At 41.2% G+C, this 13,262-nt stretch carries 14 protein-coding genes and 4 pseudogenes; 11 read left to right on the top strand and 7 right to left on the bottom strand.

Annotation, left to right across the window (positions count from 1 at the left end; translation table 11 throughout):
* The 6 genes from Q0541_RS20595 to Q0541_RS20570 all read left to right on the top strand — a co-directional run.
* The coding region (locus Q0541_RS20595) for a fasciclin domain-containing protein (protein WP_298914445.1) at positions 1 to 258 on the top strand (258 nt) is incomplete at its 5' end.
* 665 nt (positions 259 to 923) lie between these two features.
* Positions 924 to 1,469 carry an aromatic-ring-hydroxylating dioxygenase subunit beta gene (locus Q0541_RS20590; protein ID WP_298914442.1) on the top strand — a complete coding sequence of 182 codons (546 nt, stop codon included), beginning with the start codon at positions 924 to 926 and terminating at the stop codon, positions 1,467 to 1,469.
* Positions 1,444 to 1,617: a hypothetical protein gene (locus Q0541_RS20585; RefSeq protein WP_298914440.1), complete on the top strand. Its 174-nt coding sequence runs from the start codon at positions 1,444 to 1,446 to the stop codon at positions 1,615 to 1,617. Before Q0541_RS20590 ends, Q0541_RS20585 begins: the two co-directional genes overlap by 26 nt.
* Before the next feature lie 98 nt (positions 1,618 to 1,715).
* A complete protein-coding gene (locus Q0541_RS20580) occupies positions 1,716 to 3,053 on the top strand; it encodes an aromatic ring-hydroxylating dioxygenase subunit alpha (protein WP_298914437.1) in 1,338 nt (445 codons plus the stop codon).
* A 9-nt stretch (positions 3,054 to 3,062) separates the two neighbouring features.
* Positions 3,063 to 4,553, top strand: coding sequence for a glutamine synthetase family protein (locus tag Q0541_RS20575; protein ID WP_298914434.1), 1,491 nt, complete (start codon positions 3,063 to 3,065; stop codon positions 4,551 to 4,553).
* 103 nt (positions 4,554 to 4,656) lie between these two features.
* The gene (locus Q0541_RS20570) at positions 4,657 to 4,860 is read left to right on the top strand and encodes a hypothetical protein (protein ID WP_298914431.1); all 204 of its coding nucleotides are present in this window, start codon (positions 4,657 to 4,659) and stop codon (positions 4,858 to 4,860) included.
* Positions 4,861 to 5,015: 155 nt separating this feature from the next.
* Here the strand turns inward: Q0541_RS20570 and Q0541_RS20565 are convergent.
* The 4 genes and pseudogenes from Q0541_RS20565 to Q0541_RS20550 all read right to left on the bottom strand — a co-directional run bounded on the left by Q0541_RS20565 (position 5,016) and on the right by Q0541_RS20550 (position 8,194).
* A pseudogene (locus Q0541_RS20565) lies at positions 5,016 to 5,663 on the bottom strand (hypothetical protein).
* 178 nt (positions 5,664 to 5,841) lie between these two features.
* Positions 5,842 to 5,976, bottom strand: a complete 135-nt coding sequence (locus Q0541_RS20560; RefSeq protein ID WP_298914428.1) for a hypothetical protein — start codon at positions 5,974 to 5,976, stop codon at positions 5,842 to 5,844.
* 182 nt (positions 5,977 to 6,158) lie between these two features.
* Entirely contained in the window at positions 6,159 to 7,178 is a 1,020-nt protein-coding gene (locus Q0541_RS20555; RefSeq protein WP_298914425.1) for an iron ABC transporter permease, read from the bottom strand.
* Positions 7,175 to 8,194, bottom strand: coding sequence for an iron ABC transporter permease (locus Q0541_RS20550; RefSeq protein ID WP_298914422.1), 1,020 nt, complete (start codon positions 8,192 to 8,194; stop codon positions 7,175 to 7,177). The genes Q0541_RS20555 and Q0541_RS20550 overlap by 4 nt, the downstream gene beginning before the upstream one ends.
* Before the next feature lie 181 nt (positions 8,195 to 8,375).
* On the opposite strand from Q0541_RS20550, the gene Q0541_RS20545 reads away from it, so the two are divergent.
* The 4 genes and pseudogenes from Q0541_RS20545 (at position 8,376) to Q0541_RS20530 (ending at position 10,631) form a co-directional block, all read left to right on the top strand.
* The gene (locus tag Q0541_RS20545) at positions 8,376 to 8,591 is read left to right on the top strand and encodes a hypothetical protein (protein WP_298914419.1); all 216 of its coding nucleotides are present in this window, start codon (positions 8,376 to 8,378) and stop codon (positions 8,589 to 8,591) included.
* Positions 8,592 to 8,659: 68 nt separating this feature from the next.
* Positions 8,660 to 9,231, top strand: a pseudogene (locus Q0541_RS20540) (IS1 family transposase); the annotation flags it as partial.
* Between the two features lie 259 nt (positions 9,232 to 9,490).
* Positions 9,491 to 10,122: pseudogene (locus tag Q0541_RS20535) on the top strand (hypothetical protein).
* Entirely contained in the window at positions 10,041 to 10,631 is a 591-nt protein-coding gene (locus Q0541_RS20530; RefSeq protein WP_298914413.1) for a hypothetical protein, read from the top strand. Before Q0541_RS20535 ends, Q0541_RS20530 begins: the two are co-directional and overlap by 82 nt.
* 22 nt (positions 10,632 to 10,653) lie before the next feature.
* Here Q0541_RS20530 and Q0541_RS20525 read toward each other — a convergent pair whose 3' ends face one another.
* From Q0541_RS20525 to Q0541_RS20515, 3 genes and pseudogenes are all read right to left on the bottom strand, one after another.
* Entirely contained in the window at positions 10,654 to 10,824 is a 171-nt protein-coding gene (locus Q0541_RS20525) for a hypothetical protein (RefSeq protein WP_298914411.1), read from the bottom strand.
* 128 nt (positions 10,825 to 10,952) lie between these two features.
* Positions 10,953 to 11,375, bottom strand: a pseudogene (locus tag Q0541_RS34550) (hypothetical protein).
* Between the two features lie 117 nt (positions 11,376 to 11,492).
* Positions 11,493 to 11,987, bottom strand: a complete 495-nt coding sequence (locus Q0541_RS20515) for a hypothetical protein (RefSeq protein ID WP_366941906.1) — start codon at positions 11,985 to 11,987, stop codon at positions 11,493 to 11,495.
* Positions 11,988 to 12,243: 256 nt separating this feature from the next.
* Between Q0541_RS20515 and Q0541_RS20510 the strand changes: the two genes are divergently transcribed.
* Positions 12,244 to 13,230, top strand: coding sequence for a site-specific integrase (locus tag Q0541_RS20510; protein ID WP_298914401.1), 987 nt, complete (start codon positions 12,244 to 12,246; stop codon positions 13,228 to 13,230).
* Positions 13,231 to 13,262: the final 32 nt, after the last annotated feature.

Raw genomic sequence — 13,262 nt, 5'->3', positions numbered from 1 at the left:
AATTTTAGCGATCGCACCTTTTTCACCCAACCTCACAAAATCGCGTTGCTCCCGGTTTTAGAGTACCATGTGGTTACTAGCAAAATTAATGCGACTGATTTAGTTCAATTGCAAAAGCTAACAACAAGTGAAGGAAAAGATATCAAAGTTAATGCTGAGAATAATCTTAAGGTAAATGATGCTTACATTGTGACTTCAGATGTGGAAGCTGACAATGGTGTTATCCATGTCATTGATAATGTATTATTCCCTGAATAACTTTATTCAGACACTTGCTTTCATTAAAATTTTAAATTCTGAGCGGTTCAGGATTTAATTTTTTGTCTTTGTTGGCAATCAAAATGACCCAAACCAAATTTACTGATTCAGATTGAGTAGTTAATGTTGTGTATTTGTTGCTGATAATTGGATTTAAATAGTGAAATATTTCCAGTACATCGGCAGTAGATATACAACATATCATTAAGCTCAACGAAGCTGTTACCAACCCCGTTGGTCTTCAAAACGAAACGTGAAGTTTTTCTTCATTCTGCTTTTCAGTGATTTGGTGCTTATTATGCATACCTTTTAGCTTACGAAATAATGCTTCTAATGTTGAACCATCAGCTATCTAAATTCGTTCAAAGCTACCAAGTGCTTGACTTTTCACTATCTGGTAGTGGTCACTGAGTGCTTTGTTGCTAATTAAGTTGTAACTTAGATAGTAAATCTTTTAACACTCCCTCAAATGAGTATTTTAACTGACTATACAAGACGCGCAAGGGACATGACAGTCTTTGTGTTTAGCACCACAATCCCTTTATGCTACGCTTTTGTCATTAGTTAGTCTAAAGTCATGTAGGATAATATTTTGGTATTAAAAGAAGTAAATTGTGTCAGTTAGCAAAGAAGAAAACTCCAAAAGTTCATGATATTCCTATAACATGGATGAAATATTTTATAGTGAATTAATTAAAAGACTTCCAGAGTGGGAGAATGGAGGAAAACCAGTTAATCAATCAATTGAGTTAGAGTGCAAAGCGTTGCTGTTTCTGGAAGCACGGTTACTGGATGATGGAAAATTTAATGATTGGTTGGGGTTATTTACTAGCAAATGCCTTTATTGGATTCCCAGCACTCCAGGTGGTGGAGATCCGAGAAAAGAAGTATCCATCGCTTTCGATGACCACAGACGCTTGGAAGATAAGGTATTTTGGTTGCAGTGTGGTTTTGCTTATGCTCAAACACCGCGATCGCGTACTAGCCGAATAATTAGTAACATTGAAATATTTTCGTGTGCAAAGGAAGAAGAGGTCAAAATTCGTTCCAACTTTCTCATCCATGAATTTCGCCAAGGGCGGACACAAACTTTTGCTGGCTGGTATGGACACAGGTTGCACCAGCAGCAAGGCAAATGGAAAATAGCTCTCAAGCAGGTGAATTTAATTGATGCGGATCAAGGTCATGAAAACCTTAGTTTCTTGCTTTGATGAAACTTGTCTTAAAAATGGTATTTCACCATCAGCTGCAAGAGTTTTAGGGGAGACTGCACTCAATAAATCCCAGTGGGGCGTGGAAGTGACAGCTGTGGTGAAAAGAGATCACATTTTGGCGGTTATTAATCAAGTTATAGAATAATGAGGAACAAAAAAATGGATAATTGAGAGAGAGATTAGCTTAAAGTTAGCAATATTACATCAAGTTATTTGTCAAATTTATTTTGAGAAAAGCTAACCATGCTGCATGGAAACGGCGAAGTCAAGCAAGGCTATGATTGGGATTATCTAATTCAGCCAGAACGAGTCCACCGTTGTGTTTATACGGATGCGAGAATTTTCCAAGAGGAAATGATTCGGATTTTTGGGGGAACCTGGGTTTACCTTGCTCACGAAAGCGAAATACCTAACCCCAACGATTTTAAGACATCTAATCTAGGGCATCGTCCAATTATTATCCTGCGCGATCGCCAAGATAAAATTCGCGCTTTGTTCAACCGCTGTACCCATAGAGGCGCGACAGTTTGCCGTGAAACTCGTGGTTGTGCGAAAACTTTTACCTGTCCTTATCATGGCTGGACTTATAGCAACACGGGCAAACTTACAGGAGTTCCTTGGGCAAAAGGTTACGCTGCTGACTTCCATCGCCCAGAATTTAACCTGAGACAAGTTCCTTTGGTAGAAAGCTATCGTGGTTTTATCTTTGGGACTTTAAATTGTGAAGCACCAGACTTAATCGCTTATCTCGGACGAGCCAAAGATTTATTGGATCAGTGGATTGACCGTTTTCCTAATGCTCAAATCACCGTGCAAAGTAGCGCACATAAAATGATTTATCAAGGTAATTGGAAGTTTACCTACGATAATGCCGCTGATGGTTATCATGTCGCGTTTTCACACCGTTCTTTACTAGCTGTGGCAAATCGTTTAGAACCCGAAAAAGACATGCAATATTTTGCCCACAATCCTGACGAAGGGCCGATGTATGTGCAGTACCTTGGTCATGGGCATATGTTCATTGATCAGCGTCCCAGTTACGAAAAACGACCTGGCGCTTTCTGGCAACAACAACGACCCCAGCCAGGACGGGAAGCTTATGAAGCAAAGCTTCGAGAAAAGTGGGGTGAGCAGGCTCCTTATTGGTTAGATTTGTCCATTGGTTCGCAGATGAATTTAACTATTTTTCCTAATCTGCTAGTTGTTGGGAATCAAATCGAAGTGATTGAACCGCTAGCTGTTGATCGCACTCAACTGACAATATATGCCACCACGATGTCTGGAGTCCCAGATGAAGTTAATGTTCTGCGGATGAGAACTCAAGAAGATTTCCCCAGTTTTGGGGTTCCTGACGATATGATCAATTTTGCCGAATGTCATCGGGGGCTAAGTATTCCAGAAATCGAGTGGGTGGCGATGAATCGTGGGTTTGGCATCAGCGATCGCCATCATATAGATGAAGATGGTGTAATCACTGGGCCTGTAACAGATGAGTTAGCAATTCGCGGTTATCACCAAGAATGGAAACGCCTAATGAAGGCTGATTTCAAACTAACCGCTCAAGCAGTTGAACATGATTAGGCAATCCAAATGAAAAGACCTGGGTTTATTGAGCGTCATCACCTGTGGACAGAAATCCAAAAAGAAGCATCTGAAAAGATCAAGGCTGTTATTAAAGAACAGGATCTATTGTTGATTCGTACCGCTTGGTCAGACCAGCATGGCATTGTTCGCAGTAAGTCGCTCTTACCCCAAGCCTTTTTAAGCGCCCTGGAAAATGGTATGCAAATCAGCACAGGGACATTCCTGTTTGATACTGGTGGTGCAATAGTATTTAACCCTTTCATTCCCGGCGGTAGCTTGGATATGCCTCTGATGACAGGTGCGCCAAATCTTGTGGCTGTTCCTGATCCTCGTACCTTCAAAATTGTCCCTTGGGCAAAACGTACTGGCTTTATTCTCTGTGATGAGTATTTTCAAAATGGTCAGCTAATGCCCTTTTCCAGTCGCGGTATTTTGAGGCAATCATTGGTAGAGTTACATCAAAGAGGATTGGAGTATATTGTCGGCTTAGAAGTTGAGTGGTATCTAGCAAAGTTGTCAGATCCAATGTTAGCGATCGCTAATGTTGGTACTTCTGGAAAACCCGGTGAATCTGCCAAAGTTAGCGCCGTAGAGCATAGCTTCCAATACCTTTTAGAATCTCACAATCCAGAGATTCACGATTTGCTACGCGTTTTGGCAGAAAACTTAGTTGAAATGGGATTGCCTTTAAGGAGTGTAGAAAATGAAGGGGGTGCCGGTCAATTTGAATTTACCTTTGACCCGATTCCGGCATTGCAAGCTGCGGATACAATGATGATATTCCGAATGGCGACCAAGCAAATCTGCCGTCAACAAGGTTATATCGCATCATTTATGTGTCGTCCAGGACTGCATGGTTGTTCTTCCAATGGCTGGCATTTGCACCAATCCCTCGTAGACCAAACCACAGGCGAGAACGCTTTCATGTCTGCAAACTCCGAAACCCTCATGTCAGATTTAGGTAAACACTTCGTTGGTGGTCTTCTTAAACACGCCAATGCTGCTTCTGTATTCACAACCCCAACAATTAACGGCTATAAAAGATTTAGACCTTATTCCCTAGCCCCTGACCGTGCAGGGTGGGGGCTGGAAAACCGAGGGGCAATGATTAGATTACAAGGCGGTTTTGATGACCCCACTACCCACATTGAAAACCGAGTTGGAGAACCAGCAGCCAATCCCTATCTCTACATGGCATCGCAATTGATTTCTGGGTTAGATGGTGTAGCTCATAAACTTGATCCTGGCTCTCCAACAGAGTCACCTTACACGACAGAAAATCCAACCTTACCCAAAAGTTTGCTAGAGGCGATTTCATATTTGAGCAAAAGCGAACTTTTTTCTCAAAAAATGGGGCAGCAGTTCATAAACTTCATTATTAAGATAAAACAGAGTGAAATTAATCGCTTTTTGCAGTCCGTCGCTGATCAGCCACCAGAAGAGTATTTAAAGCAGGTGACTAACTGGGAGCAAAGAGAATATTTTGAATTATTTTGAGCTGAGTTTGGTTTAAAGGACTTCCAAAAAATAAAATTACCAGTTAATTATAATGATAATTATTACTATTTAAAAATCCTCTATTGGCTTAAAAGTGTTCCTGGTGAGTTCCGTGACCTACGGTTCAATAACTGCTGTCCAAGACAATGGTGTCCTACAGCCCTTTGACAGTGGCGAGGGAATCATAAGTTCACTTGGCATTCACATCGACAAGTCCCGCAATAGATTGCTGGTCGCCGCTGATTTTGCTGTGGTAACAAATCCCAAAGTCAAAGGTAAGGCGAAGCTCTATCCATTTTTGACCTGACTATGGGAAAGCGGACGTACCTAGTGCATCGCGGCAGAAATAACTAACCAGTTGAAGCAGTATTTGGATAGCCTAAAAACTTCCAAACAAATGGCTTTGCAAATGTATCCCTCTTCTGTTACTTTCCGGAATAAGCAAGTAGTAAATAAGCTAAATCATTCAGAAGAATAATAGGGTTTAAATTGATTCATTGCAGCAATTAAATGATTCAATCCCAGAAATAAATGTAAATTAGGGAAAATACTTAACCAGGGATAAATTAACCAAAATAGTAAAAGCGGTTGGATAATAAGACGCAGATTATTTAAAGTATTCTTCCATCCGGATTCATGGTTCCATTGTGGATGATTAAAAAAATCAACATTACTATTTTCTTGTGCCTCAGTCTCAAGTTTACGAGATTAATTTAAGCATAAAAAGGCTGGAGAATTTAAACTAATCATCGTGTAAACACAAAAAATAATCTCCCACCCTTCGGGTTCGCCAGTCGCTACAACGGGGGGAACCCCGCAACGCGCTGGCGAACCATCTCTCAATATGTTGGAAATTAGTGAAACGGTAATCTGTCCAGCCTAACTTACGACTTTGGTTAGAAAATGATGTAATGACTGTGGAGAGTTTATACTTACGACTTTCGCTATCTCGGGCAATAATTTTCTTTTAATTTGTGACATCATTCCCAAATGTAAATATTTGAAGCACTTATAATTTCTTACTTCTTTAAACAGGTCTTTATACTCTGCACAATATTCATCTATGGTGGCAACTGTTGGATGAGCATCTCTTGCCAAATGTTTCAAGATTTGTAATTATACATTCATTGTCCTACTTACTTTTCCGAGTTTTCTTTTTTTATCCTTTTATTCAGAATACCCGGAAAGTGACAGAAGAGGGGTATGTTATACGATGAGGTAACTCCTCTAGACTGGGACGACCAGATTTGTGATAATGAGCCTTCTCAAGAATCTGAAGATTTTCCATTTAATGGTATTTAATTTTGCCAGCTAACTGTTGAGCAACTTGGCGAACATCTAATTCATAATTAAATTCTTGAGTAGATAGTTTTGGGATTGCAGTCTGTTGTATTTTCTGTTGTTTATCTAATTGCTTAGTCAATTGTTTTAAGTCAGTTTCCCGCCTCAACAGACTTTCAACTACTAACCATCGCCTTTATCTTTGCTAGCCATTTTCTCTTCATAAAGTTGTTCATTTTTCTGGAACTGTACCTTGCAAAAGTTTACAGCTTTAAGGAATGAGGTATACAGATTAACAAAACGCCTAATTTCTTCCTTTTCTACTCATCTTTGCCGTCTTTGATACAGTAAATAGATAAAATAAGGCGCTCCTAAGGCAGCAGTTAGCAAACCACATGGCAATTCTGTCGGAGAAAATAAAGTCCTACCCAAAAAATCTGCTGCTGCTACCAATAATCCCCCGATCAAGGCAGCAACTGGCAGTAAATTTTTATGTATTGAGCCAACAAGTCTACGTGCCAAATGGGGAGCCATTAATCCAACAAAACCAATAGTACCTGCTGTAGCTACACTTGATCCAGCCAGCGCCACACTCACTAACAATAATTTGCTTCTTTGCCATGTGACTCGGCTACCGAGTCCTTTGGCTACAGCATCACCCAGTTGTAAAGTATCAAGTTCTCGAACCAGCAGTAAAGCAAAGGGAACAAAGATAACTATCCAAGGTAGCAGTTGCCAGACTTGCTCCCAACTTTTACCAGCGACACTACCCGCCAACCAGACCAATGCTCTAGTAACATCATTGATTTGACCAAAAGTTAGCATCAAAGTCGTAAAAGCTTCCATAATTGCTGCTAATGCTACTCCCACTAAAACCAATCGCAGAGGTGATTTTTCTCCCGTCCCAGCTAGCAAGTAGATCAAACATGCCATAACAAAAGCACCACCAAAGGCAGCTAAGGGCAAATACATAGTGTGTACAGCCGGAAATAATACAATCAAAGTCACGGCTGCTAAAGCTGCACCTGCATTTACCCCAACAATACCAGGGTCAGCTAAAGGATTACGTGTTAATCCTTGTAAAATTGCACCCGCAACTGCCAAGCCCACTCCTACCAACCAGGAGATTAACACTCTCGGTAAACGCAAAGTTACAACAACAAAGGGAGATTCTGCGTCTTGAGTTGGTAAACCAACAACAGCTTTCACTATGTCTACTGGCGGCACAGGATAATCTCCTAAACTAAGACTCATTCCCAAGACTGCAAGCGTGAGTAATAGCAGTAGTAACAATGCTCTAGTTACAGGCTGGTTACTAAGTATTGAATTTTGAATTGTTATCATCCTCTCTTCACCCGCCAACGCACTAAATACAACAAAAAGGGCGCTCCTAACAGTGCTGTCATTACGCCAACAGGCAATTCTTGGGGTCTAATTAACCAACGGGCTGCTAAGTCTGCCCATATTAGTAAACCTGCACCAAACACGGCTGTACAAGGCAATACCCAACGATAATCAACACCCATTACTCCCCGCGCCAGATGGGGAACTACCAGACCGACAAAGCTGATAGGCCCTGCTAGTGCTACAGCACTCCCCGCTAATATGACAACGCTTGATGCTGTTGCCAACTTGATCCAACCTGTTTGCTGACCTAAGCCTGTAGCTACCGATTCTCCTAAACTGAGGACGTTGATTTGTCTACTCAAGGCAAAAGCTGTTAATAGCCCTACTATCATCCAGGGCAGCACAGTCAGGAATAGATTGAAGTCTCGTCCTGCTAGAGAACCTGCTAACCAGAAGCGCACTTCTTCAAGAGTGCGCGAGCTTAAAATTAGTCCGCCTGTGGTAATTGAAGATAGCAAGGCAGTTATAACTGCACCAGCAATAGTCAAATTCAATGGTGTTGAGCCTCCATGTCCAAGTGAACCGAGGGAATAAACTGCGATCACTGCTATTAAGGCTCCGATAAATGCTACAAGGGTAATTAGAGGTGCTGAAGATGTACCCAAACCAAAAACCACTGTCACCACTGCTAAGGCTGCACCTGCATTGATCCCTAAGATTCCTGGTGCGGCTAAGGGATTTTGGGTGAGTCCTTGCATCAATGCTCCGGCTATAGCCAAACTAGCACCAACCATACTTGCAATCAGTGTACGTGGTAAGCGCATCGATCTGATAATTATGTGTTCAGTGGAGTCATCATAATTAGTAAATGCAGTCAGTATTTTGGCAATGGGAATGTCAGCAGCACCATAAGAAATGCTGGCGAAAATACCCAACAATACTACTAAGATACCTATACCTAAGCTCAAAATGCGAATGTAGTATTTTTGCGGACGAGAAATATTTGTGTTCATGGATTCGTGACAAGAGTTAACTTCGTTTCGCTACTTTTCATAGTTTTTAAGTATAATTACTAATTGACAAAAGTAAGATTGTCTTAATACCTCATAGATGATCAAAGACTCGTGCGATCAAGCCAAAAGAAATGAGGTTACGCTTTTGCACGCTTTATTTGTTTACTCCTGGTTTCTTCCAATGGCTGCAAAAAAGAAGATACAGGTTATTTTAGAGCGATCGCGTATTGGTTGTGCAAGACGCAGACGTGAACTCTCTACTTTACCACAACGGTTGCGTCCATTTTTGGAGAGCGATACCTACGGTGGGTCGCACCTATGCGCTCCCCGGTTTCACTGTGCTGTCGATTCAATCACGTCTGCGATGCGAACTGTATTGCATCATTTCTTAAGCTAGGGAAATTTTGGCGTTGCATAATTGAAGTATGAATTCAAGCGTAGGCGTAGCCCGTCGTAGACATCGCTATGCAATGTCCAAGGTGTGCATCAACTCATATCCGCTCATATTGGCAAAAAATCTGGTAAACTTGCATTACATTTGTGTCCAATGCGGTCGTCAATTTATTGATTTTTATGAGCTGCAAGGATACTCGGAAGAAATTAAACGTGAGTGCTTAGAAATGTACGTAAATGGCTCTGGCTTCCCTGCAATAGAAAGAGTGAAAAAATACACCATACAACAATAATCAATTGGGTTAAAACGATTGGGAAGACTTTACCAAACGCTCCAAACTCTGATGAAATTCCGGAAATAACTCAAGTAGATGAATCAGAAACTTTTATTGGTCAAAAAAAACAAAATTTGGTTATGTACAGCAGTAAATAAGCATATTCCAGGTATTATAACTTGGGTTTTAGGAGATAGAAGTTCTGAAACATTTAAATTATTATGGAATCTCATGAAATGTTAAAATTCTTATTTTTATGTCACAGATGACTATCCAGTCTATCCATGTTTTATTAGTGATGAAGACCAGATTGTTAAGAAAATATATATGACTAGAGTGGAAAGAGAAAATAGTCGTTTAAGACATTATTTCCTACATTCCGCAGGTTGCTCAACAAAGTAGATAATATTTCTGACAAGCAGAACCAAAAAACTGTAGTATAAATTTTCGTTTATGAGTGAGGTTAGAAATAAGGTGATTTCTGAGAAAAAATTTACCGATGCAGGTAAAGTATGATCTTGATGATTAGGGATACAGGAGCAAGCATTTGGATACGTTAACTGTTTCAGGGACACCCAAATCATTAACGCGATCGCAAATCGAAGACTTGCGACTGGCAGCATCGAAAATGGATGGCGTAGAGCGTCGGGATTTTCAAGCAACGATTGCTTTGAAATATTGTCATGGTAGCGCAAGGCTTGCAGAAACGGTGTTTAGTTGGGGGAGACAGAATGTAGAGGTAGGATTGGCAGAAAAACGAACAGGGATAACCTGTGTGGGATTACAGTCAGCTTTTAGTGGGGCAAAACGTTGGGAAGAAAAACAACCTCTTGTAGCATTATCACTGCTGCAACTGGCAGAATCTCATGCTCAACAAGACCCAACATTTAAAAAATCATTAGCCTATACCAGATTAACAGCAGCATCTGCATTGAAGGAACTAAAAGAGCAGGGATTTAGCCAGGAGCAATTGCCATCTAAGAGTACAATGGCTATTGTATTGAATCGAATGGGCTATCGTCTTCGCAAAGTGGTAAAAGCCAAACCTCAAAAAAAATTGCACAAACAGACGACATTTTTAACAACATCAAAAACGTTGATCGGGCGACCAGTGCAAAAGTTAAGCGGTTAAGCATGGATTGCAAAGCTACCGTTAATATTGGGGATTATTCACGCGAGTGGAAAAACTATCTTGGGATAATCAAGCTAGCGACCATGATATGGGATGCAAGGAAAAATATATTCCCTGTGGGATTGTAGAGGAAGACAGTGGACAACTACACATTAACTTTGGCAGTTCCTATAAAACCAGCGATTTCATTGTTGATAGCCTTACTCAGTGGTGGAGCACAATTACACTAGAACAACGTATTGATATCGAACTTATACAAATTAAAGTTGATAACGGCCCTGAAAGTAGCGGAATACGAACTCAATTTTTAAATAGGATAGTTGAGTTTGTTGACCTGATCAATACACCAATTCAGTTGCTTTACTATCCTCCCTACCATAGTAAATATAATCCCATAGAGCGCTGTTGGGGCATTCTTGAACAGCATTGGAATGGAACCAAACTTGTTGATGTTGAAGTTATGCTTTCATGGGCTTCTAGCATGACTTGGAAAGGGTTACATCCAATTTTGACTTTAAGCAACATTGTTTACCAAAAAGGAATTTCCCTGACAAAGAAAGCCATGAAGCAAGTCGAGTCTAGATTGCAGAGAAATCCACTTCTGCCCAAATGGGATATCTTGATTCAACCAATTTAGGTGGTAAATTCTTTTTCGGAAATCACCTAAGCTGGTTGAAATAGACTTTTAAAGCTCCACCGATAGGGGCTCTAAAACTTTGAATTTCCTTGAAATCTTTATTCCAAAGTTTGATTTCTCCATCATATCCACTAGAAGCATTTATTTTCCCATTGGGGCTAAAGCTAAAGCTTGAGTAATCACTTATACCCATTCCAATAGCTATTGTATAAATTTGTTGACTCTTAGGTATTATTGTTTGACCAATTCCGCTATCAGGGATAATAGGGTTGTTAAGACTTTTATGAACAATATCTATATAATTACCCTTTAGAGTTCGTATTAATTTACCTTCCTTTTCTGTTCCTCCTTACTCAACCTTGCATAAACAGCCTCCGCGTGATTTGCGATCGCCTGCGTCACTCCACCAATTTCTGCATAAGCCTGATGCGTCAACAATCCAGGACGTTGTTTTGCTCACAGTTGAGTCAAAGCAAACTGCTATAAAGGTAAACTTCCTTCCCCCAAACCGACATCATCAATTAACTTATTAACTAACCCCTCTTCCAATTCCACAGAAAACCTCGCTGCAGGTTGGGTAATTGCCCTTTCTAATTCCTCACGGTTCATCGGCGCAAGTAAAGAAGGGGGATAATCTTGTAAAGCCTTGCCCAATGGTTGGTAAGACATACCTTTACCTGAAAAATCTGCCCTTAAGGTGCTTAATCCCAAGCCGTGCTTCCAAGTTTCTGGAGTCGGAGTCATGGCTTAAATGAACAACCCTGACTTTCTGCTGCTTTTCGGCTCATCAGCCGAAACTGCCAGCATTGCAATCTCAATACCCAGTGGGCTTATAAGTAAAGATATCAAGCACAACCAATTTCAAAAACTCTCAACATCTTCTGCTCCCACACCACCCAAACCTTCCCCAAACAGCCAGTCGCTATCACTGTTAGAATTTCCTTCGTCATCCCCTTGAAGATTTAAAGAAGGTATTAGCTGTTCAATTTGGCTTTCAAAGCGGGAGAGCGCCAACGTTAAAGAAGCAAGTTGCTCCCTATCCTTCTTGATTTCATTTGAAATCCCCACCCGCAATTGATTTACCTTTTCCTGGAGGGTATGCACTTCTGTTTTGGTCGCAGAGGGGATACTCACTTTCTCTGACAGGGCGGCGATTTGAGCTTTCAAAGCTTCAATTTCGGCAGCAATTGCATTATCTGCACTATCGGGACTCTCTTCTACAAGTGCATTTCTAATACAATCCAACACAAACTCTTTAAAAGTTAAGCGCAACTCCTCAGCACGCTGCTTGGCCTGCTTCACCAACTCCTGGTCTTCTTGAGACAGAAGTTTTATATTTATCTGCGGATATTCCACCAGTCCCTCGCGCTTTTGTTGTGGAGAAGTGATTTCTAACCAGTTCTTTACCATTTGCTTCGAGTCTAATATTTACTTACTCCCCCTACCTCTCTATCTCCCACTACCATCATCGCACACGGGATATCCGCGTATATACGATATAGATTATTTTTAATGACTAATTTTGTGGTGTTTGGGAAACAACTATCATAAAGATACCGGGAATTGTCATTCTCGGCATCATAATTATCAGTGGGAGTTGAGGAATTTTATTATGGAAAATTTACCTGTATTAAGCGTGGAATCACTTGCAGTGGAGGTGGTGACTCTGCCGCTTGGTGAAGCTCGGGTTGCCCTTGTGGATTATTATTTTCCCAACCGCCAGAGAATTAATTCGACGGAGCAGCTAATTGAGCTATGGGTGCATTCTGTCACTATTAAAAGCGACCAAACGCGACGGGCATATCGGCAAATTGGTTATGAGCTTGCCGATTATATGCAGTCACGGTTTGGGATATCTGATTTTAGGATGGTAACGTTATTTCATCTACACGCTTACCTGGCTTGGCTAAAAGATGAAAAGCCAGTACGGGGACAGAAAAATACTTATGGAATTAGTAAAAATACTGCGGCTAAATACACTGCGGCGATTAAAAGTTTGTGGGAGTGGGGTACTAGAGCTTCTATTGGTTATTTTGCTATCGACTTGGGCAAGGACTTAAGTATCCAGTGGGACGATAAGCTCGCAGAGCGCATTCTGTCGGAACGCGAGATTGCTAAGTTGGAAAAAGCGGCGATTGAAGTGGATTTGCAACATAATACTAATAAGATGCATTGGCTGCTGTTGACTCTCGTCTTTTATAGTGGGGTGAGGGCGGGAGAAATTGCGCGGCAAACTTCTGATTATGGTAAGCGCATAGTTACGCCGGGGTTATTTTGGCGACAGTTTCGGGAGGATGGGGATTGTCTATTGTTAACTGTAACGGGGAAACGAAATAAAACCAGGACTATTAGTCTCGATCCGGAAACTAGTGCGGTGCTACTGGATTACCGTGGCGATGCAAGCAATGATGAGCCGGTGTTTCCTAGTCCCAGTCGTCGAGACAGAGGTAAACCTCTAAGTGATCGGGGGTTGCGACTGATGATGGCGGAAATTTCTGCTAGTGCGGGAATAAAATTCAGCGCCCACTTTCTGCGCCATACCCACGCGACGCTTGCTAAGAAAAATGGAGCTTCTGATGGGAGCAACGCGATTTTGTGAGGTTGGACAAAAAAGGTGCGATCGCTAATAAA

The sequence above is a fragment of the uncultured Nostoc sp. genome, assembly GCF_937863485.1.
In the GTDB taxonomy this organism is placed as follows: domain Bacteria; phylum Cyanobacteriota; class Cyanobacteriia; order Cyanobacteriales; family Nostocaceae; genus Nostoc.
This window is presented reverse-complemented; position numbering and strand designations above follow the sequence as displayed.